The following is a 26,384-nucleotide window of genomic DNA, read 5'->3' on the forward strand; positions in this document are numbered from 1 at the left end:
TTTATACTTATGAAGCAAGAAGGGGAACAGCGTGAGGCAAGAAAGAAAGGAGTCAGATGTGAAAATCTATTTAGATGTCATTTGGCTGTTAAACTTTTGTTTTGATGCACTTTTGCTTTTGCTCACGGCATTTATTTTAAAACGGCATGTGAAAAAAAGAAGACTGGTAGGCGGAGCGTTCATCGGTTCCAGTATTGTCCTTTTGATGTTTACTCCTTTTTCGCCGATTGTTGAACATCCGGCTGGGAAGCTAGCTTTTTCAGTTGTGATTGTGGTGGTGACATTTGGCTTTAAAAGATTTCGGTTTTTCTTTCAAAATTTGTTTTCCTTTTATTTTGCCACTTTTTTAATGGGGGGAGGAATTATCGGAGCCCATTCTTTGCTGCAGTCAAATTCTATTGTTCAAAACGGTGTCATGATTACCAATCAAACAGGGTTTGGAGACCCGATCAGCTGGTTGTTTATTGTTGCTGGCTTTCCAGCATTATGGTTTTTTTCTAAAAGAAGAATTGAAGATATTGAAACAAAAAACATTCAATATGAGGAACGAGTCAGCGTGCAGGCAGATTTGGGCAGCCAAACACTTCATGTCAGAGGCCTGATTGATTCCGGTAATCAGCTGTACGATCCTCTTACAAAAACGCCGGTAATGATCATTTACATTGATAAACTGGAGCCGATTTTCGGAACAGCCGAAACGATGATCATTCGAAACACAGACCCATTGGAAGCCATCGAACAGCTCGATGATTCCTTTCGCTTTTTAGATAAAATGAGGTTGATTCCATACAGGGGAGTTGGTCAGCAAAACCAATTTTTATTATGCGTTAAACCGGATCACGTAACGATTATGACAAAAGAAGAAATGATTTCTGCAGATAAATGTTTAATCGGCATCAGCACAACAAAGCTGTCGGCAGATGGAGAGTTTGACGCGATTATTCATCCGAAAATGCTTTCGGGCAAGGCTGTCAAACACGTTTCATAATGTTCGCAAATGTCCGTTACTTATCATACTCAAACGGCGTGACATTTAGAAGGGAGAGGAAGATGAAAAAACTGAAATTACGGTTGACGCACCTCTGGTATAAGCTGCTGATGAAACTTGGGCTGAAAAGTGATGAAGTCTATTACATAGGCGGGAGTGAAGCCTTGCCGCCTCCATTATCTAAAGATGAGGAGCAGGTTTTGTTAATGAAGCTCCCAAACGGCGATCAGGCGGCGCGCGCCATTCTAATTGAACGCAATTTGCGTCTGGTCGTATATATCGCCCGTAAATTTGAAAATACGGGAATTAATATAGAGGATTTAATCAGCATCGGTACCATCGGTCTAATCAAAGCTGTGAATACATTCAATCCAGAAAAGAAAATCAAGCTTGCTACCTATGCCTCCCGGTGTATAGAAAATGAAATCCTGATGTATTTAAGAAGAAATAACAAAATCCGTTCAGAGGTTTCCTTTGATGAACCGCTTAATATTGATTGGGACGGCAATGAGCTTTTGCTTTCTGATGTGCTCGGCACTGACGATGACATCATCACTAAAGACATAGAAGCTAACGTCGATAAAAAGCTTTTGAAAAAAGCGCTTGAACAGCTTAATGAGAGAGAAAAGCAAATCATGGAGCTGCGGTTTGGGCTTGTCGGTGAAGAAGAAAAAACCCAAAAGGATGTAGCGGATATGATGGGGATTTCTCAGTCTTATATTTCGCGGCTTGAGAAAAGAATTATAAAAAGATTGAGAAAAGAGTTCAACAAAATGGTGTAAAAAATTTTATGGTTAGAACCCCTTGATTTTACAGGGATTTCCTGATTTCGACAGTTTTTCGGTCTGAGTGCAGTGCATATTTTTCCCACCCAAGGAGATACTTAACGTTGTACAGCAGCTCCTGTAGGGAGGGAAAAAAGTGTCGAGAAATAAAGTCGAAATCTGCGGGGTGGATACCTCCAAATTACCAGTACTCAAGAATGAAGAGATGAGAAAGCTGTTTAGGCAGCTGCAGGATGAAGGCGATGATTCAGCAAGAGAAAAGCTTGTAAACGGGAACTTGCGTCTTGTCTTAAGTGTCATTCAACGATTTAATAACAGAGGGGAGTATGTTGATGACTTATTTCAAGTCGGCTGCATCGGACTAATGAAATCCATTGATAATTTTGACCTAAGCCACAATGTTAAGTTTTCAACATACGCTGTACCTATGATTATCGGAGAGATCCGCAGGTATTTACGCGATAATAACCCGATCCGTGTCTCAAGATCACTCCGGGACATCGCTTACAAGGCGCTTCAGGTAAGAGAGCGGTTAATCAGTGAGACAAGCAAGGAGCCGACTGCAGAAGACATCGCAAAAGTTCTTGAAGTACCGCATGAGGAAATTGTATTTGCGCTTGATGCCATCCAGGATCCGGTTTCTCTATTTGAACCGATCTATAACGACGGCGGAGACCCGATCTATGTGATGGACCAAATCAGTGATGAGCGTAATACAGATTCACAATGGATTGAAGAGCTGGCTTTAAAAGAGGGCATGAGAAGGCTGAACGATAGGGAAAAAATGATTTTGAGAAAGCGATTCTTCCAAGGGAAAACCCAAATGGAAGTCGCCGAGGAAATCGGAATTTCCCAGGCGCAGGTGTCCAGACTTGAAAAAGCGGCTATCAAACAAATGAATAAAAATATTCATCAATAATGAAAAGCCTTTAAAACGATGTTGTTTTAAAGGCTTTTCTATTGATTACGGATGGTTTACGTTTTGGAAAAAGTAAGGTATCCTAGTTCGTACAAAGTTTTATGAAAATTAAAACAATTATAAAAGGCAATAAAGAGGAGGACCACGATGATTTTGCAGCTTGACAATGTCTCACTAAAACGGAATGGGAAATGGATACTGAGAGATATTCATTGGAAGGTGGAAGAAAAGGAAAATTGGGTGCTTTACGGCCTAAATGGCGCCGGGAAGACAGCGCTGTTAAATATGCTTTGCTCTTATTATTTTCCAACATCAGGCGAGATGCAGGTGCTTGGTCATGAATTTGGCAAAACAGAGCTTGGGGAAAAGCTCAGACGTAAAATTGGCCTCGTCTCAGCAGCTCTTCAGCAAAAATTGTATCCAGCAGATTCAGCCTTTGAAATTGCTTTGAGCGGAGCTTACGCTTCGATTGGGTTATATGAAACGCCAAATAAGGAAACCAGGGAAAAAGCGATTGGTTTGTTAGAGGACTTGGGAGCAATTGAATATGCCGATCGCCGCTATGAAACCCTTTCTCAAGGGGAAAAACAAAGAGCGTTGATTGCTAGAGCACTAATGGCCGATCCGGAGTTGCTGATACTGGATGAACCAGTCACAGGGCTGGATTTTATTGCCCGGGAAAAGTTGTTAGATACGATTACATACATTGCAAACAAAGAAAATGCACCCTCTATCCTTTATGTGACTCATCATGCTGAAGAAATTTTGCCTGTCTTTGATAAAGCCCTTTTATTAAAACAGGGAGAGGTCTTTGGATCCGGAGAAATAAAGGAAATGCTTACTGATCAAGTACTTTCCGCTTTTTTTGATACGCCAATCCATGTATTATGGAATCAGGATCGGCCGTTTTTAACAAGAGCTGAGCCGATAACGAATGCCTGACAAACATATATAGATTCATCCTAGGGGTGCTTTGCGAAGCTGAGAGAGACTTTGTCTCAACCCTTTTGACCTGATCTGGATCATGCCAGCGGAGGGAAGCGGTGAAAAGCGGAGTACATCGGACTCCGTTTGTTTTTATTAAGCCGTTTCATCACATTTGAAACGGCTTTTTTGATTTTAAAGAATAGGAGCGGATTTACATTGGATCAACAAATAGACTCTTTGCAAAAAAAAGTGGAAGAACAAAAGGAGGAGCTTATTCAGCTTGCTAAAACACTGATTTCTTATCAAACACCCGCTCCGCCTGCAAGAAATACAGAGGGCATTCAGTCATGGATTGCGGGTTTTTTAAATGAATTGGGATTCTCGATCGACAAATGGGATGTGTACCCTGGAGATCCCAATGTTGTAGGGAAGCTAAAGGGAACAGATTCAGCAGATTATTATAGCCTGATTATCAATGGTCATGTAGATGTGGCAGAGGTAAAAGAGGATGAAGAATGGGAGCACAATCCGTTTCATCCAATTGAAAAAAACGGTCTCTTAATCGGGCGAGGCGCTTCCGATATGAAGGGCGGAATGGCTTGTGTGCTGTTTGCTGTCAAATTAATTCGTGAAGCCGGCATTGAGCTTCCCGGTGATCTGATTCTGCAATCGGTTATTGGGGAGGAAGTTGGAGAAGCCGGCACACTTGAATGCTGCAAGAGGGGCTACCACGCTGATTTTGCAATTGTCGCGGATACGAGCGATATGCATATTCAAGGCCAAGGTGGTGTCATTACAGGCTGGATCGAAATCAAAAGCAGTCAAACATTTCATGATGGAACGAGACGGAATATGATTCACGCAGGCGGAGGAACATTCGGAGCAAGCGCAATTGAAAAAATGGCAAAAATCATTGCGGGGCTCGGTGAACTTGAGCGCCACTGGTCCATTATGAAAAGTTATCCCGGTTTTAAACCAGGCACAAATACGATTAACCCGGCAGTTATAGAAGGCGGCAGACATGCGGCTTTTATAGCGGACGAATGCCGGCTGTGGATCACAGTCCATTTTTATCCGAATGAAACCCATGACCAAGTGGCAGCGGAAATAGAAGATTACGTCAATCGGCTGAGTGACAGTGATATTTGGCTTAGGGAAAACCGCCCTGTATTCAAGTGGGGAGGCTCATCCATGATAGAAGACAGAGGAGAAATTTTTCCGGCATTGGAAGTTGACCCTGGCCACCCAGGCGTCTTAGCGTTAACTGCCTCTCATCAGAAAGTGAAACGGGAGTGTCCAATTATTGACGTTTCTCAATCAGTTACAGATGGCGGATGGCTGTATGATGCCGGTATTCCATGCGTAATATACGGTCCTGGAGATCTGCACAATGCACACTCTGTGAACGAGAAGGTATCGATTGAGCAGCTAGTAGAGTATACAAAAATTATACTCGATTTTATCATCAGCTGGTGCAGCCGGAAAAAAGCAATGACATGAAAATTTCTTCTTGCTGACAAGGTTCAGCCTGCCCGTTCATATACTTGAACAAAAGGACGGAAAAAGGACGTGATGGAATGATCAGCATTTCAGAATTTCAGGTAAAGGATGTCGTCAATGTCTCAAACGGAAAAAAGCTGGGGAGTATTGGTGATATTGATATCAATGTGACTACTGGAAAAATTCAGGCGATCATACTCGGAGGAAATGGGAAAGTTCTCGGATTTTTTGGAAAAGAAGAGGAATTGGTCATTCCATGGCGAAATATAGTAAAAATCGGGGAAGATGTAATCTTGGTCCGATTAAGTGAACCGCATGCATAAACCTGCTTGTCTGCCGCAGATTGGCAAATGCCGGAAGTCTCGATTCTTCCGGCACATTTCATTTAGAAATATGCAAATCGGCGCTCAACGAATGCAGTAAGATGTGGTAAAATAAGTGGGAAATTCCGCTTTTTTAAATGTTTGTCGAAAGGTTGGATCATCATGAATACATATCACCCATTCAGTCTTACCACACCCTCGACACTCATGATACAAGACTGGGCTCAAACGAATCAAAACAACAAAGAGGTCATTGCCGGATTTACGACAAAAAACGGCGGTGTCAGCCAAAAGCCTTTTGAATCGTTAAATACAGGATTGCACGTTCATGACAAAGATGCAGATGTAGTTAAAAATCGTGAATATATTGCCGATATGTTTAATACTGATTTGCAGTCTTGGGTATTCGCTGATCAGACACATGATAATCGCGTTCAGAAAGTGACGCAGAGGGATAGGGGAAAAGGCGCCCGTGAGTATCACACGGCTCTAAAAGCAACGGACGGGCTCTATACAAATGAAAAAAATGTATTTTTAGCATTATGCTTTGCTGATTGTGTGCCTCTTTTCTTTTATGATCCGGTTAAGTCGCTTGTCGGAGTCGCCCATGCCGGGTGGAAAGGCACCGTCAAACAGATTGGCAGAGAAATGGTGAAGCAATGGACTGAGAAGGAAGGTTCAAATCCCTCAGATATTTACGCTGTTATTGGCCCGTCTATCAGCGGTGCATGCTATACGGTAGACGACCGCGTCATGGATGCTGTCCGCGCATTGCCGGTTTCAGCAGACCTTGCCGTTAATCAGACGGCAAAGGCACAATATCAGCTTGATCTGAAAGAGCTGAACCGTCTTATACTGATGGACAGCGGTTTGGCAAGTGAACAAATTTCTGTCAGCGGTTTATGCACGGAAAGCGAGCCGTCTCTTTTCTATTCTCACCGCCGCGATCAGGGGAAAACTGGACGGATGATGTCCTTTATCGGAATGAAGGAGGCATAAAAGATCTTGCGTGTTGTTGATAATTTACGACATATAAACGAACGAATAAACGAAGCATGTAACAGATCGGGCCGCAGCTCCGATGAAGTTACGGTTATTGCAGTCACTAAATATGTATCACCTGAAAGAGCACAGGAGGCAGTAGATGCTGGCATCACCTGCCTCGGAGAGAATCGGGATGCGGAACTGCTCCGCAAACAGGAATTGATGAAAGGGAATCCGGAATGGCATTTTATCGGCAGTTTGCAATCAAGAAAAGCAAAATCTGTCGTCAATGCGGTTTCCTATATCCATTCCCTAGACCGGCTCTCATTAGCGAAAGAAATTGAAAAACGGGCTGAAGGTACTGTACGATGCTTTGTGCAGGTAAATACCTCTCTTGAGCCTTCTAAACACGGCATGAAAAAAGAAGAAGTCATTCCATTCATACAGGAGCTTTCCGGTTTCGAACATATCCTTGTTGCCGGGCTGATGACAATGGCTCCGCTGACTGATGATCAAGATCAGATCAGAAGCTGTTTCAGGTCGCTGAGAGAACTCCGTGACCAGGTTCAGAAGCTGAACCAGCCGAACGCTCCGTGTACTGAACTGTCGATGGGCATGTCAAATGATTTTGAAATTGCAATTGAAGAAGGAGCTACTTATATTAGAATCGGCTCATCGTTAGTCGGAAATGAAACAGGGGGTGTACAGCAATGAGTATGAAAAATAAACTGAAAAACTTTTTCTCAATGGAAGATGAAGAATACGAATATGAATATATTGAGACAGAGCGGGAATCACATGAGGAGCATGAGCAAAAAGAAAAGCCGCCTTACAACGGGAATAAACCAGCGGGCAAACAGAATGTAGTGAGCTTGCAAAGTGTTCAGAAATCCTCTAAAGTGGTGTTGAGTGAGCCGCGCGTTTATGCGGAGGCGCAGGAAATAGCCGACCATTTGAAGAACCGGCGGGCAGTTGTCGTCAATCTTCAGCGGATACAGCATGACCAGGCGAAGCGGATTGTTGACTTTTTAAGCGGAACCGTTTATGCCATTGGCGGCGATATTCAAAGAATCGGCTCAGATATTTTCCTCTGCACGCCTGACAACGTAGATGTATCAGGCACAATTTCTGAGCTCATATCTGAAGACGAACATCAGAGGTGGTAAAGCGAGATGATCCTTTATCAAGTTTTTTCGGTTTTAAACTTATTAATCACAATATACTCATTTGCCCTGATCATATATATTTTTATGTCATGGGTGCCGAGTACGAGGGAAACAGCAGTCGGGCGTTTTTTGGCTTCGATTTGTGAACCATATCTCGAACCATTCAGAAAAATCATTCCTCCGATTGCAATGCTGGATATTTCACCAATCGTAGCAATACTTGTGCTTCGGTTTGCGACAACCGGCTTGTGGGGACTTTATCGCATGATTGCGTTTTAATGTGACAGTTTGATAGGGGCTTGGCAGCAGCCAAGCCTCTTTACATAGAAGGGAAAGACGATGAGCGATATATATCAGCACTTCAGAAAAGACGAGCGGGCCTTTATTGATCAAGCGCTCGAATGGAAAAGAATTGTCCAGGAGCAGTACCGGATGAAGCTGACCGACTTTTTAGATCCCCGAGAGCAGGTCATCCTCTCTGCTGTTACGGGACAGGCAGATGTCGGGCTTGCCTTTTCCGGCGGCTATGACAGAGCGGAGCGGAAACGGGCGATTCTGTATCCAGAGTACATTACTCCGGAAGAATCGGATTTTGAATTGCAGGCGTTTAACGTCCGTTATGCTGACAAGTTTGTCTCAGTAGATCATCGTTCTCTGCTTGGTGCATTAATGGGCATAGGGTTAAAGCGGCAAAAATTCGGTGACATCGTGTTTTCTGAGACAGCAGTGCAATTGATTGTCTCAGCCGATACCGCTGATTTTGTGGCTGCACAGCTGACCCAAGCAGGCAAAGCGGCGGTCAGCCTAGAGAAAATCGACTTGTCAGACCTTAACATTCCAGCAGTGGATGTCGAAATAAGAGATGACACGGTTTCTTCTTTAAGGCTTGACGCCGTCTGCGCCTCTATGAGCAGGCAATCCCGCCAGAAATCACAGACGCTTGTGAAAAACGGCCTTGTGAAAGTGAACTGGAAGGTGGTTGAAGATCCTTCATACATAGTCGCGGAAGGGGACATGCTGTCTATCAGAGGTTTTGGCCGGTGCAGCTTAACAAAAATCGAAGGGAAAACCAAAAAAGACAAATGGAGAGTTACGTTTGAACGACAAAAATAGTCGGTTTTTCAGTTTTTTTCTCCATCTGTGCGAAATTTGTTTTATAATGTGAACTAGATAACCGTACTGAAATGTAAAAATGGAGGTGGCATCATGCCATTAACGCCAAATGATATTCACAACAAGACGTTTACAAAAAGTTTTCGCGGATATGATGAAGATGAAGTAAATGAATTCCTAGCCCAAGTCAGAAAAGATTACGAAATTGTTCTCCGCAAGAAAACTGAGCTTGAAGCGAAAGTCAATGAGCTAGATGAAAGAATCGGACACTTTGCCAATATTGAGGAAACATTGAATAAATCCATTTTAGTTGCTCAAGAAGCGGCTGAAGACGTAAAACGCAATTCTCAAAAAGAGGCAAAGCTGATTGTTCGGGAAGCGGAGAAAAACGCTGATCGCATTATCAACGAATCGTTATCAAAATCAAGAAAAATTGCAATGGAAATTGAAGAGCTGAAAAAACAGTCTAAAGTGTTCAGAACACGTTTCCAAATGCTGATTGAAGCTCAGCTTGATCTTCTGAAAAATGACGATTGGGATCATCTCCTTGAGTATGAAGTCGACGCTGTATTTGAGGAAAAGGAATAAATTCTCTGATTATCTTGACATTTTCTTAGCTTGTCGAATATAATACGTTCATAAATTCAGATGAAAAAACGGTTGAAAGGGACAGTCATGTTTCCTTCAGGCCTTCATAGCGACCCGGAGATGGTGAGAGTCCGGGATGGCCGGAATCATGTAGATCAGCCCTTTAGTTTCCTTGCTGAACTCACAGTAGGTTAGGACGTTCATCACGTTACGATGCTCAAGAGGAAAAAGTGTATGCTTGCTTTTTCTAAAAGGGTGGTACCGCGAGATAAGCTTTCTCGTCCCTTATGGGATGAGAGGGCTTTTTTTATTTTCTGAAAAAATGCAGTGGAGGAATGAAAATGGATTTTAAAGACACGCTCTTAATGCCGAAAACAGATTTCCCGATGCGTGGAAATTTGCCAAACCGTGAGCCTGACATTCAAAAAAAATGGGAGGAAGAGGATATCTATCGTCTTGTTCAGGAACGGACGAAAGACCGCCCGAAATTTGTTTTACATGACGGACCTCCGTATGCAAACGGCGACATCCATATGGGCCATGCGCTTAACAAGATTTTGAAAGACTTCATTGTCCGTTATAAATCAATGAGCGGCTACAACGCACCGTATGTGCCGGGCTGGGATACACACGGATTGCCAATTGAAACAGCTCTGACAAAAAACAAAAAGGTCAACCGCAAAGAAATGTCAGTAGCGGAATTCCGCAAACTATGCGAAGAGTACGCTTGGAAGCAAATCGAGGGACAGCGTGAGCAATTCAAACGTCTGGGTGTCCGCGGTGACTGGGAAAACCCATATGTGACATTAAAACCGGAATACGAAGCGCAGCAAATCCGCGTATTTGGTGAAATGGCAAAACGAGGCTACATTTACAAAGGCCTTAAACCGGTTAACTGGTCACCTTCAAGTGAGTCTGCTCTGGCTGAAGCCGAGATCGAATATCAAGACAAACGTTCAGCATCTATTTACGTCGCTTTTGGTGTAAAAGACGGAAAAGGCGTTCTTGAAAACGGTGAGCGCATCATCATTTGGACAACAACGCCTTGGACAATTCCGGCGAACCTCGGAATCTCAGTGCACCCTGATCTTGAGTACAGCGTGATTGCAGTAGGTGAAGACCGCTTTGTCGTAGCAAGTGCCTTAGTCGAAAATGTTGCATCGGCATGCGGATTTGATCAGTATGAAGTGACAAGAACGGTCAAAGGGAAAGACCTTGAGAACATTATCGCTGAACACCCGCTATATGGCAGAGACTCTCTCGTTATGCTTGGTGAACACGTAACAACTGATGCCGGAACAGGCTGTGTTCATACAGCTCCAGGACATGGGGAAGATGACTTTATCATCGGCCAAAAATACGGTTTAGATGTGCTTTGCCCGGTCGATGAAAAAGGTGTAATGACAAGCGAAGCTCCTGGCTTTGAAGGCATGTTCTATGATGATGCAAACAAAGCGATCACACAGCAGCTTGATGAAAAAGGCGCACTTGTGAAGCTTGAATTCATTACTCACTCTTATCCGCATGATTGGAGAACAAAAAAACCAACCATTTTCAGAGCGACAGCGCAATGGTTTGCGTCTATTAAAGATTTCAGATCAGACCTGCTGGATGCCATTAAAGAAACCAAATGGGTTCCTGAATGGGGCGAGCAGCGTTTGCACAACATGGTTCGGGACCGCGGAGACTGGTGTATTTCCAGACAGCGTGCGTGGGGTGTGCCGATTCCGGTATTTTACGCTGAAAATGGAGAACCGATTATTACAGATGAAACCATTGAACATGTTTCTGAATTGTTCAGACAGCATGGATCAAACATTTGGTTTGAAAAAGAAGCAAAGGATCTTCTTCCGGAAGGCTTTACGCATCCTGGCAGCCCGAACGGCACATTTACAAAAGAACAGGATATCATGGATGTTTGGTTTGATTCAGGATCTTCACATCAAGCAGTGCTTGAAGAACGTGATGACCTCGTTCGTCCGGCTGATTTATACCTAGAGGGATCTGACCAATATCGCGGCTGGTTTAACTCTTCTCTTTCTACAGCAGTAGCCGTAACAGGGAAAGCGCCGTATAAAGGTGTGCTCAGCCATGGGTTCGCACTGGATGGAGAAGGACGCAAGATGAGTAAATCAATCGGTAACGTTGTTGTTCCGGCTAAAGTCATGAAACAGCTTGGTGCCGACATCTTAAGATTATGGGTATCTTCAGTGGATTATCAGGCGGACGTTCGCGTGTCTGACGCCATTCTAAAGCAGGTTGCGGAAGTATATCGTAAAATCCGCAACACGTTCCGTTTCCTACACGGCAACCTTTTCGATTTTGATCCAAAAACAAATGCGGTGGCTGTCGAAGATCTTCGTGAAGTCGATCAGTATATGCTGATTAAGCTGAACAAGCTGATTGATAAAGTGAAAAAAGCGTATGATGAGTACGAATTTGCGGTTGTGTATCATAGCATTCATAATTTCTGCACAATCGAATTGAGCTCATTCTACCTTGATTTTGCAAAAGATATTGTCTACATCGAGCATGCGGATCATCCGGATAGACGCAGCATGCAGACAGTATTCTACGAAACGCTTCTTGCATTAGTGAAGCTTTCAGCGCCTATCCTTCCACATACGGCAGACGAATTGTGGTCTCATTTAACATTTGTTGAAGAGCAGAGCGTTCAGCTGACCGATATGCCGGAAACAATCGCGGTTCCAAACAGTGAAGCGACTGAAGAAAAATTTGACCGCTTTATGGCTCTTCGTGATGACGTGTTAAAAGCATTAGAAACTGCGCGAAATGAAAAAATTATCGGTAAATCTTTGGAAGCAAAACTGAAATTGTATCCAAACAAAGAAAACAAGGAGCTCTTGGCTTCCATAAAAGAAAACCTTTCTCAGCTGTTTATTGTGTCTGAACTGACAATCAGCGAAGAAAATGAAGCGCCGAACGATGCGCAAAGCTTTGCGACAGGTAAAATCGCTGTCGAGAAAGCGGAAGGCGAAATGTGTGAGAGATCTCGTGTGATTTCAAAAGATGTAGGGGCAAATCCGAAATATCCTACACTTTCATTACGCAACGCTGAAATCGTTGAAAAATACTATCAAAAATAATGCAAAAGAGCCTGGCGTAAAAGCCGGGCTTTTTTTGTGCCAAGAGTGACATCCTTTAGAACGACAGGAAAAATCTTATGGGCTTTAGATCATCATTCACAGGCAACAATAAAGATACTACGTTAAGAGCAGGAGTTGTGAAGAATGAATGATCAACTGACCGCAATTTATACGGAACTTCTTCTGATGAAAGAAGAATTACAGTCGAGATTATTTGAGTATTCTTGCTTTCAGGTTTCTACAAGCCCGCAAGCAGCAATCAATCAAAAACAAAAAGCAACTCTGATTTATCATATTAAAGAAGAACTTCAAGACGTTCTCCTTGCATTGTCCAAAATCGAAAACGGCACATTCGGATACTGTGAAGAAACCGGGGCTCCCATTCCTCTTGCAAAGCTGGCAGTGCTGCCGACGGCCCGAACAGCAAACGATTTTCTTTATTCTGTCCAATTTGAGAAAAAAACGCTTCCGATATGGAAATCAACGGATATCGAATATGGTCAGGCACTGTATGAATAACAGTGTCTGGCCGGTTAATATGCCTGATATTTCTTTACTCCAGTGCTTTTTATTGATAAAATGCATAATGGATTAAAGTAACCGTAAACTGGAGGAACGTTTGTGCTGTATTATATGATTGCACTACTTATTATTGCAGCCGATCAATTGACAAAATGGCTAGTTGTTAAGAACATGGAACTTGGCCAAAGCATTCCGATCATTGATCAGGTATTCTATATCACCTCCCATCGCAATACGGGTGCTGCATGGGGGATATTAGCGGGTCAGATGTGGTTTTTCTACCTCATTACAACCGCTGTTATTATTGGTATTGTTTATTACATACAGCGTTATACAAAAGGACAAAGGCTTCTTGGCGTTGCCCTCGGACTTATGCTTGGCGGTGCCATCGGCAACTTTATCGATCGGGCTGTCAGACAGGAAGTTGTGGATTTTATCCATGTTATTATTGTCAATTACAATTACCCGATATTTAACATCGCGGACTCTTCACTATGTGTCGGCGTAATGCTTTTATTTATACAAATGCTGTTGGACAGCGGGAAAAAGAAAAAGGAGCAATAGCATGAATCAAATTGATATAACCGCTTCAGAAGAACAAAAAAGTGAGCGGATTGATAAATTTTTGGCATCGACTGAGAATGATTGGTCAAGAACCCAGGTTCAGCAATGGGTAAAAGACGGACAGGTTGTCGTGAACGGAAGCGCGGTGAAAGCGAATTATAAAATTCAGCCGGGTGATCAGGTGACCGTCACTGTACCCGAACCGGAAGCGCTCGACGTCTTGGCAGAGCCTATGGATCTGGATATTTATTATGAGGACCAGGATGTGCTGGTCGTCAACAAACCTCGCGGAATGGTTGTTCACCCAGCACCTGGGCATCTTACGGGCACACTTGTAAACGGCCTTATGGCTCATTGCACAGACCTTTCCGGTATAAATGGCGTGATGCGTCCGGGTATTGTTCACAGAATCGATAAGGACACGTCCGGGTTATTAATGGTGGCGAAAAATGATATGGCACACGAGTCACTCGTAAACCAATTGGTCAACAAAACGGTCACCCGAAAATATACGGCCGTTGTCCACGGGCTTATTTCTCACGATGACGGAACAATTGATGCGCCGATCGGACGAGATAAGAAAGACCGTCAAAGCATGACTGTGACACGTGATGGCAAAAACGCTGTCACTCATTTTCATGTACTAGAGCGTTTTCAGGATTTTACGTTAGTGGAATGCCAGCTTGAAACAGGGAGAACCCATCAAATTCGTGTTCATATGAAATATATCGGATTCCCATTAGCAGGCGATCCGAAATACGGCCCAAGAAAAACAATCGACTTTAATGGCCAAGCGCTTCACGCGGGAGTTTTAGGTTTTGACCATCCGCGAACAGGAGAATATGTCGAATTTGAAGCGCCGCTTCCTGAGGATATGGCAGAATTAATCGAAAACCTCAGAAAAAACGGTTGACAGATGGTTTCTTTTCTGAAATAATAAACGAAGCTGAATAGATTCTTTAAAACAGTCCAGAGAGGCTGAGAAGGATAACGGATAGACGGGATGCGTGTATATGCGCGCACCTTGTCCTAAAACCCCTCTATGCTCTGGCAGGAGGGGTTTTTTCTTCTATATGAACTGTGAGGTGTCACACATTGAATCAAAAAGCTGTCATTCTCGACGAACAGGCAATCAGACGGGCGCTGACCAGGATTGCTCACGAAATGATCGAACGCAATAAAGGAATGAATAACTGCATTCTTGTCGGCATTAAGACAAGAGGGATTTACCTGGCAAAACGCCTTGCGGAACGCATTGAACAGATTGAGGGAAATCCTGTTACAGTCGGTGAAATTGATATTACTCTTTACAGAGACGATCTTTCTAAAAAAACGAGCAACGATGAACCGCTTGTAAAAGGTGCAGATATTCCGGTAGATATTACAGATCAAAAAGTCATTCTTGTTGATGATGTCCTGTATACCGGAAGAACAGTCAGAGCAGGTATGGATGCGCTTGTTGATGTAGGCAGACCTTCCTCCATTCAGCTTGCAGTGCTTGTGGACAGAGGACACCGGGAGCTGCCGATCCGAGCGGATTATATCGGGAAAAACATCCCGACATCAAAGTCTGAAAAGGTTATGGTTCAGCTTGATGAGGTAGACCAAAACGATCTCGTCGCCATTTATGAAAACGAATAATAGATCACCTTTTTAAGGGCAATCCAGAGAGGTTGCAAAGAGGTGCACAACAAAGGCCCAAAAAGGATTAGGCAGGTCTTTGTATGCCTCTTTGCGTAAAAAAGCAAAGAGGTTTTTTTATACAGTCATTGAGTCATCCTAAAATGAAAGTCAACAATCAGGGGGAAATCATCATGAGTAAGAAAAAAGTAAATTTAGGGGTCAGGGATGTCCCGACACCTTTCTCTTGGGTTTCATTCAGCCTTCAGCATTTGTTTGCCATGTTTGGCTCAACCATTTTGGTTCCGAAGCTCGTCGGAATGAGTCCTGCTGTGGCGTTGGTGACAAGCGGCATCGGAACACTGGCGTACCTTCTTATTACAAAAGGGCAAATTCCGGCGTATCTCGGTTCGTCCTTCGCCTTTATTTCTCCGATCATTCTGGTAAAAGCGACCGGCGGGCCGGGAGCGGCAATGGTTGGAGCGTTTCTTGCAGGGCTGGTGTACGGGCTGATTGCCTTATTGATCAGGCAGCTTGGAACAGGATGGCTGATGAAGATTCTCCCGCCTGTAGTCGTAGGGCCTGTTATTATCGTCATCGGGCTGGGACTGGCAAGCACTGCGGTAAACATGGCGATGTATGCTGATCCGAACGCGAGTGAGTTGGTCTACAGCTTAAAGCACTTTAGTGTCGCAGGAGTTACGCTGGCAATCACGATCATTTGTGCGATTTTCTTACGAGGATTTTTAAGCCTGATTCCGGTTCTGATCGGAATCATCGGCGGATACCTGTTCGCCCTTACTCAAGGGATTGTTAACTTCCAGCCGGTGCTTGACGCGAAATGGTTCGCAGTGCCTGAATTTATTATTCCGTTCAAAGATTATTCACCGTCAGTTACACTCGGCATCGCAGCCGCAATGGTTCCTGTCGCATTTGTCACAATGTCAGAGCATATCGGCCACCAAATGGTGCTGAGCAAGGTTGTCGGACAAGATTTCATTAAAAAGCCAGGTCTTCATCGCTCTATTATGGGTGACAGTGTGGCGACAATCCTCGCTTCCCTGATCGGCGGTCCGCCGACAACGACTTACGGAGAAAACATTGGCGTGCTGGCCATCACAAGAGTATTCAGCGTCTTTGTCATCGGAGGAGCGGCAGTGATTGCTTGTTGCTTCGGCTTTATCGGCAAAATTTCAGCGCTGATCAGTTCAGTGCCGTCAGCGGTCATGGGAGGCGTCTCCTTCCTGCTGTTCGGAATCATTGCTTCAAGCGGCCTGCGAATGCTGATTGACAACAAAATTGATTATGAAAACAACAGAAACCTCATTATTACATCAGTTATCCTTGTCATCGGTGTAGGAGGCGCTTTTATCCAAGTGTCTCAAGGCGGATTCCAAGTGTCAGGAATGGCGCTTGCCGCAATTGTCGGTGTCATCTTAAACCTGATTCTTCCGCAGGCGAAGGAAGAGCAGGCAGACACATCTGAACAACATCATATCTAAAACCTTTTAATGAAAGTCCAGAGAGGCTTGGAAGGGTTATGAAGAGAAGGAAGCTTCAATGCTGCCCTCTATTTAACCATACCCCGAGTCTACCTTAGACCGGGGTTTTTTTCAGCCTTAAGTTGAAAAGAGAGGGGAAAGAACATGAAGCATTTAACGACGATGAGTGAACTCAGCACTGAGGAAATCAAAGATTTGCTTCAAACAGCACAAGACCTTAAAAGCGGAAAAACAGACAATCAGCTTACAGGAAAGTTTGCAGCAAACCTGTTTTTCGAACCGAGCACGAGAACGCGGTTCAGCTTTGAGGTCGCAGAAAAAAAGCTGGGCATGAATGTGCTCAACCTTGATGGAACAAGCACAAGCGTGCAAAAAGGCGAAACCTTATATGACACGATCCGGACGCTCGAATCAATCGGTGTGGACGTCTGCGTCATCAGGCACAGTGAGGATGAGTATTATGAAGAGCTTGTCAGCCAGGTGAACATTCCGATTCTGAATGCGGGAGACGGGTGCGGCCAGCATCCAACACAATCACTGCTTGATTTAATGACGATTTATGAAGAGTTCAATACGTTCAAAGGGCTTACCGTCTCCATTCACGGCGACATCAAGCATAGCAGAGTGGCAAGGTCAAATGCGGAAGTGTTGACAAGATTGGGTGCCCGGGTCCTATTTTCCGGCCCTTCGGAATGGCAGGATGAAGAAAATACATTCGGCACGTATGTCTCAATGGATGAAGCAGTTGAGTCTTCCGATGTTGTCATGCTGCTGCGCATTCAAAATGAACGACATCAGTCAGCTGTCAGCCAGGAAGGCTATTTAAACAAATACGGCTTGACTGTAGAACGGGCTGAGCGTATGAAGCGGCATGCGATCATCATGCATCCTGCTCCGGTAAACAGAGGAGTGGAGATTGATGACAGCTTAGTAGAAAGCAAAAAATCAAGAATCTTCAAGCAAATGCAAAATGGCGTATTTATCAGAATGGCAGTGATACAGCGTGCCTTACAAACCAATGTGAAAAGAGGAGAAGCAGCGTATGTCATATCTCATTAAAAACGGCTGGATACTAAACGAAAATGGTGAAAAAACACAAGCGGATATCCGAGTGACTGGAGAAACCATCACCGCAATCGGCAAGCTTGATGCAACGGATAATGAAACGGTAATTGATGCAAAAGGTTTGCTCGTTTCACCTGGGTTTGTTGATCTCCACGTGCATTTCAGAGAGCCTGGCGGAGAGAAAAAAGAAACTATTGAAACCGGGGCCAAAGCGGCGGCACGCGGCGGCTATACTACAGTAGCAGCAATGCCGAATACGCGGCCGGTTCCTGATACAAAGGAGCAGATGGAATGGGTGCAAAACAGAATTAAAGAAACATCATGCGTCAGAGTTCTTCCATATGCATCCATTACGATCAGACAAATCGGCGATGAAATGACAAACTTTGAAGCGTTAAAAGAAGCCGGGGCATTTGCTTTTACAGATGACGGCGTTGGTATACAGACAGCAGGAATGATGTATGAAGCGATGAAACGGGCAGCCGCAATTGGCAAAGCGATTGTTGCACATTGCGAGGACAACTCCTTAATTTACGGAGGAAGCGTACATGAGGGGACATTCTCCAAAGCGAACGGGCTAAACGGCATTCCTTCTGTTTGTGAATCGGTTCATATTGCCCGCGATGTGCTGCTGGCTGAGGCGGCAAACTGCCATTATCATGTATGCCATATCAGCACGAAAGAATCTGTCAGAGTTGTACGCGATGCGAAAAAAGCGGGAATCAGAGTGACAGCAGAAGTGTCGCCGCATCATTTGCTGCTTTGTGATGAGGACATCCCGGGGCTGGACACAAACTATAAAATGAATCCTCCGCTCCGCAGCGCAGAAGACAGAGCTGCTTTAATTGAAGGTCTTTTAGACGGAACAATTGATTTTATCGCAACAGACCATGCACCGCATGCGGAAGAAGAGAAAAACACAGAAATGAAACTGGCGCCATTCGGAATTGTCGGCTTAGAAACAGCATTCCCGCTTCTTTACACACACTTTGTCAAAAATGGCAGCTGGTCACTGAAGCAGCTGATTGACTACATGACAATTAAGCCATGCGAAGCGTTCGGTCTCCCATATGGAACATTACAAACGGGACAAGCTGCTGACATTACATTAATTGATTTAGAAAAAGAAGCAGTTATAGACAAAGAGACATTTTTATCAAAAGGAAAAAATACACCATTTAACGGCATCAGCTGCACCGGCTGGCCGGTCGCTACAATTGCGGCAGGGAAGCTTGCTTATGAAGAGGGGAGACTTGTCAAATGAAGAGACGATTAGTACTGGAAAACGGAGCGGTATTCGAGGGAGAAGCCTTCGGAAGCTTAGAACACAACATGGGAGAAGTCGTTTTTAATACTGGGATGACAGGCTATCAGGAAATTTTATCTGATCCTTCTTACTGCGGACAGATCGTAACATTAACATACCCGCTTATCGGAAATTACGGCATTAACCGTGATGATTTTGAATCCATTACCCCTTTTGTCAAAGGGCTGATCATCAAAGAATTATGTGAGCTGCCTTCCAACTGGCGTTCAGCATACACCTTAGACGAGTATTTAAAAATGAAAAATATTCCCGGACTCCAGGGGATTGATACAAGGAAGCTGACAAGAATGATCCGCACGGCAGGCGCGCTAAAAGGAACATTCGCTTCATCTGATGAAGATATCGAAGCAGTGCTGAAAAGACTGAACGAAACGGAATTGCCAAGAAATCAAGTATCCCAAGTATCAGCAAAAACAGCATATCCGAGCCCGGGAAGAGGCAAACGCATCGTCTTGGTTGACTTCGGCATGAAACACGGGATTCTAAGAGAGCTGAACAAACGGAAATGTGACGTCATCGTTGTGCCTTACAACATTACAGCGGAAGAGGTGCTTCAGCTGAAACCGGACGGTATCATGCTTTCTAACGGACCTGGAGACCCAAAGGATGTGCCTGAAGCGATTGAAATGATTAAAGGTGTTCTTGGAAAAGTGCCATTATTCGGAATATGTCTCGGCCACCAATTATTCGCGCTGGCGTGCGGGGCGAATACCGAAAAAATGAAATTCGGCCACAGGGGCTCAAACCACCCGGTAAAAGAGCTGGCTACAGGAAAAGTTGCCTTAACATCTCAAAACCATGGATATACAGTTTCGTCTATCAGTAAAACAGAACTGGAAGTGACGCATATCGCAATTAACGACGATACGATTGAAGGGCTGAAGCATAAAACATTGCCGGCATTTACGGTTCAATATCATCCCGAAGCCTCACCTGGTCCTGAGGATGCCAACCACCTATTTGACAGATTCATCGAAATGATCGAAACAACAGAGAAAGAAGGGGAAGCGGTATGCCAAAACGCGTAGACATTAACAAAATTTTAGTAATCGGATCTGGACCGATCATCATCGGCCAAGCAGCAGAATTTGACTATGCGGGAACACAAGCCTGTCTTGCTTTGAAAGAAGAAGGTTATGAAGTCATCCTTGTCAACTCAAACCCTGCCACGATCATGACAGATACAGAAATGGCTGACCGGGTTTATATCGAACCGCTCACACCTGAATTCCTGACAAGAATCATCAGAAAAGAGCGACCAGATGCCATTCTTCCTACACTCGGAGGCCAAACCGGTTTGAATCTTGCGGTTGAGCTTTCTGAAAGAGGTGTTCTGGCAGAATGCGGCGTCGAAGTGCTTGGCACAAAACTGTCTGCAATTCAGCAAGCTGAAGACCGTGACTTGTTCAGAACATTAATGAATGAACTGAATGAACCGGTGCCTGAAAGTGAGATTATCCACTCCCTTGAAGAAGCAGAAAAATTCGTCAGTCAAATTGGATTCCCTGTCATTGTCCGCCCGGCATATACATTAGGCGGAACAGGCGGAGGCATCTGCTCGAATGAGACAGAGTTAAAAGAAATCGTTGAGAACGGCTTGAAATTAAGCCCGGTACACCAATGTCTGCTTGAAAAAAGCATCGCCGGCTATAAAGAAATCGAGTATGAAGTCATGAGAGACAGCCAGGATCACGCCATTGTCGTTTGTAACATGGAAAACATTGATCCGGTTGGAATCCATACTGGAGACAGTATTGTTGTCGCGCCGAGCCAAACGCTCAGCGATCGCGAATATCAGCTCTTGCGGAATGTATCGTTAAAACTGATTCGCGCGCTTGGAATCGAAGGCGGATGTAACGTGCAGCTCGCTTTAGACCCAGACAGCTTCCAATATTACATTATTGAAGTAAATCCGCGTGTCAGCCGTTCATCTGCCCTTGCATCAAAAGCAACGGGATACCCGATTGCAAAGCTCGCTGCTAAAATTGCAGTTGGACTTTCATTAGATGAAATGATGAACCCGGTGACAGGAAAAACATATGCAGCATTTGAACCTGCTCTTGACTATGTCGTATCCAAAATTCCGCGCTGGCCGTTTGATAAGTTTGAATCAGCAAACAGAAAGCTTGGCACGCAAATGAAAGCGACAGGTGAGGTCATGGCAATCGGCCGCACGCTTGAAGAGTCATTGCTGAAGGCAGTGCGATCACTGGAAGCGGATGTGTATCATCTTGAATTGAAGGACGCCGCTGACATTTCAGATGAGCTTCTTGAAAAGCGAATTAAAAAGGCCGGTGATGAACGCTTATTCTACTTAGCTGAAGCGTACAGAAGAGGATACACGGTAGAAGACCTCCATGAATTTTCCGCTATCGATGTTTTCTTCTTGCATAAGCTGTTCGGAATCGTACAGTTTGAAAAAGAATTGAAGGCGAATGCGGGCGATACAGATGTGCTGAGACGGGCAAAAGAACTCGGCTTCTCTGATCAGTACATTAGCCGCGAGTGGAAAATGAAAGAATCCGAGCTTTACAGCTTGAGAAAACAAGCGGGGATTGCGCCGGTATTCAAAATGGTAGATACATGTGCGGCGGAATTCGAGTCAGAAACGCCATACTTCTATAGCACATACGAAGAAGAAAATGAATCTGTCGTTACGGATAAGAAAAGTGTGATGGTGCTTGGTTCGGGTCCGATTCGAATCGGTCAGGGTGTCGAGTTCGACTATGCGACGGTTCACTCTGTATGGGCAATTAAACAAGCAGGCTATGAAGCCATTATTGTCAATAACAACCCGGAAACCGTTTCAACAGACTTCAGCATCTCAGACAAGCTGTATTTTGAACCGCTTACGATTGAAGATGTTATGCACATCATTGACCTCGAACAGCCAATGGGCGTTGTCGTACAATTTGGCGGACAAACTGCGATTAACCTTGCTGACGAGCTTTCTGCACGCGGAGTGAAAATCCTTGGAACTTCATTAGAAGATTTAGACCGTGCAGAAGACCGGGATAAATTTGAACAAGCGCTTGGAGAACTTGGTGTTCCGCAGCCGCTTGGCAAAACAGCGACATCAGTTGATCAGGCGGTAAGCATCGCAAGTGATATCGGTTACCCGGTATTGGTACGCCCTTCCTATGTACTTGGCGGCCGGGCGATGGAGATTGTGTATCATGAAGAAGAGCTGCTTCATTACATGAAAAACGCAGTTAAAATCAATCCACAGCACCCTGTATTAATTGATAGATACTTGACTGGAAAAGAAATTGAAGTCGATGCAGTATCGGATGGTGAAACAGTCGTCATTCCGGGAATTATGGAGCACATTGAACGTGCGGGCGTTCACTCCGGAGACTCAATCGCTGTTTATCCGCCTCAGTCTCTCACAGAGGACATTAAGAAAAAAATTGAACAATACACGATCGCATTGGCTAAAGGGCTGAATATTGTCGGTTTGCTCAATATTCAATTCGTCTTGTCGCAAGGCGAGGTGTACGTGCTAGAAGTGAATCCGAGATCAAGCAGAACCGTACCGTTTTTAAGCAAAATTACGGGTATCCCAATGGCAAATCTCGCAACTAAAATCATTCTTGGTCAAAAGCTGGCTGCGTTTGGCTATACAGAGGGCCTTCAGCCTGAACAGCAAGGTGTATTTGTAAAAGCGCCGGTCTTCTCCTTTGCCAAGCTGAGAAGAGTGGACATTACGTTAGGGCCTGAAATGAAATCAACAGGTGAAGTCATGGGGAAAGATTCGACACTTGAAAAGGCGCTCTACAAAGCCTTGATTGCTTCAGGTATTCAAATCCCGAACTACGGTTCCGTGCTTTTAACAGTAGCTGATAAGGACAAAGAAGAAGGGCTTGCCATTGCTAAGCGGTTCCACGCGATCGGCTACAACATTTTAGCGACGGAAGGAACGGCAGGCTACTTGAAAGAAGCTTCCATTCCAGCGAAGGTCGTCGGAAAAATCGGTCAGGATGGCCCGAACCTGCTTGACGTCATCAGAAACGGAGAAGCGCAGTTTGTCATCAATACGCTGACAAAAGGAAAGCAGCCGGCAAGAGACGGTTTTAGAATCAGACGTGAATCAGTAGAAAATGGTGTTGCCTGCCTAACATCTTTAGATACGGCAGAGGCGATATTGCGAGTGCTGGAAAGCATGACATTCCGTGCTGATCAAATGCCGGCAGTCAACACAAATCAGGAGGCGGCAGTCACTATATGAAAAAAGCGTATTTGACAGTATGTTCTAACCAGCAAATTGCAGACCGGGTGTATCAAATGGTTCTGAAAGGGGAGCTTGTCCAAGGGTTTACAACCCCTGGACAGTTCCTTCATCTTAAAGTGAGCGAAGCGGTTACGCCTCTTTTGAGAAGACCAATCAGCATCGCAGACGTCAACTTTGAAAAAAATGAAGTCACCATCATTTATCGGGTAGATGGGGAAGGGACAAGACTCTTGTCACTGAAGCAGCAGGGAGAACTTGTGGATGTCCTCGGGCCTTTGGGAAATGGCTTTCCTGTTAATGAAGTTCAACCCGGAAAGACGGCTTTGCTGGTAGGGGGCGGAGTAGGTGTGCCGCCTCTCCAAGAGCTGTCGAAACGCTTGAATGAAAAAGGGGTAAATGTCATCCACGTTTTAGGATTCCAATCGGCAAAGGATGTTTTTTACGAGGAAGAATGCCGGCAGTACGGAGACACGTATGTGGCAACAGCTGACGGAAGCTACGGGGAAACCGGATTTGTCACAGATGTGATTAAACGGAAAAATCTAGAGTTTGATATCCTCCTCAGCTGCGGGCCGACACCGATGCTCAAGGCGTTAAAACAGGAATATGCCCATAAAGAAGTATATCTGTCCATGGAGGAACGAATGGGCTGCGGAATCGGCGCATGCTTCGCGTGTGTGTGCCATACAAACGAAAGTGAGACATCCTATGTAAAAGTATGTCTCGACGGGCCTGTATTTAAAGCTCAGGAGGTGGCGCTGTAATGCTAGAGGTGAAATTGCCGGGACTTGATTTGAAAAACCCAATCATTCCTGCATCAGGCTGCTTCGGTTTTGGAAAAGAATTTTCACGTTTTTATGATTTGTCTTGTCTTGGAGCCATCATGATTAAGGCTACGACAAAGGAGCCGCGCTTTGGGAATCCGACGCCGCGGGTAGCTGAGACTGGTGCTGGAATGCTCAATGCGATCGGTCTCCAAAATCCGGGGCTGGATAGCGTGTTGCATAATGAGCTGCCGTGGCTTGAGCAGTTTGATACGCCGATCATTGCCAATGTCGCAGGTTCTCAAGTCGAGGATTATGTTGAAGTCGCAGAGCATATCAGCAAAGCGCCTAATGTTCATGCTCTTGAATTAAATATTTCCTGCCCGAATGTGAAAACAGGCGGAATCGCTTTTGGCACGAATCCTGAGATGGCTGCCGATTTGACAAAAGCGGTGAAAGAGGTTTCGGATGTACCCGTTTATGTGAAGCTTTCCCCGAACGTGGCTAATATCACAGAAATTGCATTAGCGATCGAGGAAGCGGGAGCGGACGGTCTTACGATGATCAACACACTAATCGGCATGAGACTCGATTTAAAAACTGGCAAACCGATATTAGCGAATAAAACAGGGGGACTTTCAGGCCCTGCTGTGAAGCCGGTTGCCATTCGCATGGTGTATGAAGTCAGCCAGGTGGTCAACATCCCGATTATCGGAATGGGAGGCGTGCAAACGGCTGAAGATGCCCTGGAATTTCTTCTCGCGGGAGCAAGCGCAGTCGCTGTCGGAACAGCAAACTTCGTGAATCCTTTTGCATGTCCAGAGATTATTGAACAGCTCCCATCTATTTTGCGCCAATACGGCTATCAATCAATTGAAGAATGCATCGGAAGGAGCTGGAATCATGAAAAACAACCTGCCCATCATCGCGCTTGATTTTGCATCAGGTGAAGAAACACTTGCGTTCTTAGCGCCTTTTCAGCAAGAACCGTTATTTGTAAAGGTTGGAATGGAGCTTTTTTATCAAGAAGGGCCATCGATCGTGAAACAACTAAAAGAAAGAAACTGCGAGCTGTTTTTAGATCTAAAGCTTCATGACATCCCGACTACTGTAAACAAAGCGATGAAGCGCCTTGCCAGTCTCGGAGTAGACCTCGTCAATGTTCATGCGGCCGGGGGCAAAAAAATGATGCAGGCAGCACTCGAAGGCTTAGAAGAAGGTACGCCGGCCGGAAAAAAACGTCCGTCACTTATCGCGGTAACCCAGTTGACAAGCATATCTGAACAAATCATGAAAGATGAACTGCTGATCGAAAAATCTCTGATTGATACGGTTGTGCACTACAGCAAACAGGCGGAAGAAAGCGGACTGGATGGAGTGGTCTGCTCTGTTCATGAAGCAAAAGCCATTTACCAAGCGGTGTCGCCTTCATTTCTGACTGTCACTCCGGGGATCAGAATGACAGAGGACGCTGCGAATGACCAAGTCCGCGTAGCGACGCCTGCCATTGCAAGAGAGAAAGGTTCATCAGCGATTGTAGTAGGACGCTCGATTACAAAAGCGGAAGACCCGGTAAAAGCCTATAAGGCTGTCAGACTTGAATGGGAGGGAATCAAATCTTGAAACAAATCATCGCAAAACATCTTTTAGACATCCAAGCTGTATTTTTACGCCCGAACGAGCCGTTCACATGGGCAAGCGGCATTTTATCACCAATCTACTGTGACAACCGCCTTACGCTATCTTTCCCAGAGGTCAGAAACGATGTCGCCTCAGGTATCAGCAAGCTTGTCAAAGAGCATTTTCCTGAAGCTGAAATGATTGCGGGAACAGCAACTGCCGGTATTCCTCATGCTGCTCTTGCGGCTGACCGTTTGAATCTTCCGATGTGTTATGTGAGGAGCAAGCCGAAGGCGCACGGAAAAGGCAATCAGATTGAGGGAGCTGTGCAAGAAGGGCAAAAAACAGTCGTCATTGAAGACTTAATTTCCACAGGAGGCAGCGTGCTTGAAGCTTGTGCAGCTCTACAAGCGGCCGGCTGTGAAGTGCTTGGTGTCGTCTCAATCTTTACGTACGGACTTCCAAAAGCGGAGGAAGCCTTCGCAAAGGCAGAACTGCCATACTACTCATTATCTGATTATGATACGCTCACAGAGGTCGCACTTGAAAACGGAAATATTCATTCAGATGATCTAAAAAAGCTGCAAACATGGAAACGAAATCCCGAGTCAAAAGATTGGTTTAAAAAATAAAAAATAAATTCAAATGATGTAAAGAGGCTTCAAAGCCTTGCTGTACTTGAAAACAGGCTATGAGGCCTGTTTTTTTTATTAATCCTATAAAAAAAGTCGGGTTGACTTATGTTAGAATTGTGCTAAAATTTACTACA

At 44.7% G+C, this 26,384-nt stretch carries 26 protein-coding genes, 1 riboswitch and 1 other annotated feature; all 26 genes read left to right on the forward strand.

Translation table 11 applies throughout. The features are described 5' to 3' along the window. Positions 1–58: 58 nt before the first annotated feature. Positions 59–988 carry a sigma-E processing peptidase SpoIIGA gene (spoIIGA, locus tag MHH79_RS08265; RefSeq protein WP_014479729.1) on the forward strand — a complete coding sequence of 310 codons (930 nt, stop codon included), beginning with the start codon at positions 59–61 and terminating at the stop codon, positions 986–988. Between the two features lie 62 nt (positions 989–1,050). Next, positions 1,051–1,770, forward strand: a complete 720-nt coding sequence (gene sigE, locus MHH79_RS08270) for an RNA polymerase sporulation sigma factor SigE (RefSeq protein WP_003221446.1) — start codon at positions 1,051–1,053, stop codon at positions 1,768–1,770. A gap of 139 nt (positions 1,771–1,909) precedes the next feature. Then, entirely contained in the window at positions 1,910–2,692 is a 783-nt protein-coding gene (gene sigG / locus MHH79_RS08275; protein WP_009967190.1) for an RNA polymerase sporulation sigma factor SigG, read from the forward strand. A 147-nt stretch (positions 2,693–2,839) separates the two neighbouring features. Continuing rightward, entirely contained in the window at positions 2,840–3,634 is a 795-nt protein-coding gene (locus tag MHH79_RS08280; RefSeq protein ID WP_251217887.1) for an ABC transporter ATP-binding protein, read from the forward strand. A gap of 12 nt (positions 3,635–3,646) precedes the next feature. Continuing rightward, positions 3,647–3,748, forward strand: a riboswitch (TPP riboswitch). Positions 3,749–3,835: 87 nt separating this feature from the next. Further along, the gene (gene ylmB, locus MHH79_RS08285; RefSeq protein WP_340035083.1) at positions 3,836–5,119 is read left to right on the forward strand and encodes an N-formyl-4-amino-5-aminomethyl-2-methylpyrimidine deformylase; all 1,284 of its coding nucleotides are present in this window, start codon (positions 3,836–3,838) and stop codon (positions 5,117–5,119) included. Between the two features lie 77 nt (positions 5,120–5,196). After that, the gene (locus tag MHH79_RS08290; RefSeq protein WP_003232153.1) at positions 5,197–5,442 is read left to right on the forward strand and encodes a YlmC/YmxH family sporulation protein; all 246 of its coding nucleotides are present in this window, start codon (positions 5,197–5,199) and stop codon (positions 5,440–5,442) included. A gap of 162 nt (positions 5,443–5,604) precedes the next feature. After that, positions 5,605–6,441: a peptidoglycan editing factor PgeF gene (gene pgeF / locus MHH79_RS08295; RefSeq protein WP_015483207.1), complete on the forward strand. Its 837-nt coding sequence runs from the start codon at positions 5,605–5,607 to the stop codon at positions 6,439–6,441. A gap of 6 nt (positions 6,442–6,447) precedes the next feature. Then, entirely contained in the window at positions 6,448–7,140 is a 693-nt protein-coding gene (locus MHH79_RS08300) for a YggS family pyridoxal phosphate-dependent enzyme (protein WP_014479734.1), read from the forward strand. Next, positions 7,137–7,592, forward strand: coding sequence for a cell division protein SepF (sepF, locus tag MHH79_RS08305; protein ID WP_015483208.1), 456 nt, complete (start codon positions 7,137–7,139; stop codon positions 7,590–7,592). Before MHH79_RS08300 ends, sepF begins: the two co-directional genes overlap by 4 nt. A gap of 6 nt (positions 7,593–7,598) precedes the next feature. After that, positions 7,599–7,871, forward strand: coding sequence for a YggT family protein (locus MHH79_RS08310; protein WP_014479736.1), 273 nt, complete (start codon positions 7,599–7,601; stop codon positions 7,869–7,871). 60 nt (positions 7,872–7,931) lie between these two features. After that, complete coding sequence (locus tag MHH79_RS08315) at positions 7,932–8,705, forward strand: RNA-binding protein (RefSeq protein WP_015383612.1); 774 nt, start codon at positions 7,932–7,934, stop codon at positions 8,703–8,705. A 93-nt stretch (positions 8,706–8,798) separates the two neighbouring features. Then, positions 8,799–9,293, forward strand: a complete 495-nt coding sequence (gene divIVA / locus MHH79_RS08320; RefSeq protein ID WP_003221468.1) for a septum site-determining protein DivIVA — start codon at positions 8,799–8,801, stop codon at positions 9,291–9,293. 62 nt (positions 9,294–9,355) lie between these two features. Beyond that, positions 9,356–9,582: a binding site (T-box leader), on the forward strand. Between the two features lie 52 nt (positions 9,583–9,634). Further along, positions 9,635–12,400 carry an isoleucine--tRNA ligase gene (gene ileS / locus MHH79_RS08325; RefSeq protein ID WP_100506554.1) on the forward strand — a complete coding sequence of 922 codons (2,766 nt, stop codon included), beginning with the start codon at positions 9,635–9,637 and terminating at the stop codon, positions 12,398–12,400. 144 nt (positions 12,401–12,544) lie between these two features. Further along, positions 12,545–12,919 carry a sporulation-related RNA polymerase-binding protein YlyA gene (gene ylyA / locus MHH79_RS08330; RefSeq protein WP_003245479.1) on the forward strand — a complete coding sequence of 125 codons (375 nt, stop codon included), beginning with the start codon at positions 12,545–12,547 and terminating at the stop codon, positions 12,917–12,919. 102 nt (positions 12,920–13,021) lie between these two features. Continuing rightward, positions 13,022–13,486: a signal peptidase II gene (gene lspA, locus MHH79_RS08335; protein ID WP_003245047.1), complete on the forward strand. Its 465-nt coding sequence runs from the start codon at positions 13,022–13,024 to the stop codon at positions 13,484–13,486. Between the two features lies 1 nt (position 13,487). Further along, on the forward strand, positions 13,488–14,399 hold the full coding sequence (locus tag MHH79_RS08340) for an RluA family pseudouridine synthase (protein ID WP_003245307.1): 912 nt from the start codon (positions 13,488–13,490) through the stop codon (positions 14,397–14,399). A 182-nt stretch (positions 14,400–14,581) separates the two neighbouring features. Beyond that, complete coding sequence (gene pyrR, locus MHH79_RS08345) at positions 14,582–15,127, forward strand: bifunctional pyrimidine operon transcriptional regulator/uracil phosphoribosyltransferase (RefSeq protein ID WP_003232127.1); 546 nt, start codon at positions 14,582–14,584, stop codon at positions 15,125–15,127. A gap of 173 nt (positions 15,128–15,300) precedes the next feature. Beyond that, complete coding sequence (gene pyrP, locus MHH79_RS08350) at positions 15,301–16,608, forward strand: uracil permease PyrP (protein ID WP_015483210.1); 1,308 nt, start codon at positions 15,301–15,303, stop codon at positions 16,606–16,608. Between the two features lie 144 nt (positions 16,609–16,752). Continuing rightward, on the forward strand, positions 16,753–17,667 hold the full coding sequence (locus tag MHH79_RS08355) for an aspartate carbamoyltransferase catalytic subunit (protein ID WP_181219116.1): 915 nt from the start codon (positions 16,753–16,755) through the stop codon (positions 17,665–17,667). After that, positions 17,651–18,937, forward strand: coding sequence for a dihydroorotase (locus MHH79_RS08360; RefSeq protein ID WP_340035084.1), 1,287 nt, complete (start codon positions 17,651–17,653; stop codon positions 18,935–18,937). The genes MHH79_RS08355 and MHH79_RS08360 overlap by 17 nt, the downstream gene beginning before the upstream one ends. After that, positions 18,934–20,028: a carbamoyl phosphate synthase small subunit gene (locus tag MHH79_RS08365; RefSeq protein WP_003232115.1), complete on the forward strand. Its 1,095-nt coding sequence runs from the start codon at positions 18,934–18,936 to the stop codon at positions 20,026–20,028. Before MHH79_RS08360 ends, MHH79_RS08365 begins: the two co-directional genes overlap by 4 nt. Beyond that, positions 20,013–23,228, forward strand: coding sequence for a carbamoyl-phosphate synthase (glutamine-hydrolyzing) large subunit (gene carB, locus MHH79_RS08370; protein WP_015252124.1), 3,216 nt, complete (start codon positions 20,013–20,015; stop codon positions 23,226–23,228). The genes MHH79_RS08365 and carB overlap by 16 nt, the downstream gene beginning before the upstream one ends. Continuing rightward, the gene (gene pyrK, locus MHH79_RS08375; RefSeq protein WP_017694839.1) at positions 23,225–23,995 is read left to right on the forward strand and encodes a dihydroorotate oxidase B electron transfer subunit; all 771 of its coding nucleotides are present in this window, start codon (positions 23,225–23,227) and stop codon (positions 23,993–23,995) included. Before carB ends, pyrK begins: the two co-directional genes overlap by 4 nt. Beyond that, on the forward strand, positions 23,995–24,930 hold the full coding sequence (locus MHH79_RS08380; protein WP_063335330.1) for a dihydroorotate dehydrogenase: 936 nt from the start codon (positions 23,995–23,997) through the stop codon (positions 24,928–24,930). The genes pyrK and MHH79_RS08380 overlap by 1 nt, the downstream gene beginning before the upstream one ends. Then, positions 24,899–25,618: an orotidine-5'-phosphate decarboxylase gene (pyrF, locus tag MHH79_RS08385; protein WP_063335331.1), complete on the forward strand. Its 720-nt coding sequence runs from the start codon at positions 24,899–24,901 to the stop codon at positions 25,616–25,618. The genes MHH79_RS08380 and pyrF overlap by 32 nt, the downstream gene beginning before the upstream one ends. After that, entirely contained in the window at positions 25,615–26,247 is a 633-nt protein-coding gene (gene pyrE, locus MHH79_RS08390; RefSeq protein WP_063335332.1) for an orotate phosphoribosyltransferase, read from the forward strand. Before pyrF ends, pyrE begins: the two co-directional genes overlap by 4 nt. Positions 26,248–26,384: the final 137 nt, after the last annotated feature.

Source organism: Bacillus sp. FSL K6-0993 (genome assembly GCF_037977205.1).
Lineage (GTDB): Bacteria > Bacillota > Bacilli > Bacillales > Bacillaceae > Bacillus > Bacillus subtilis.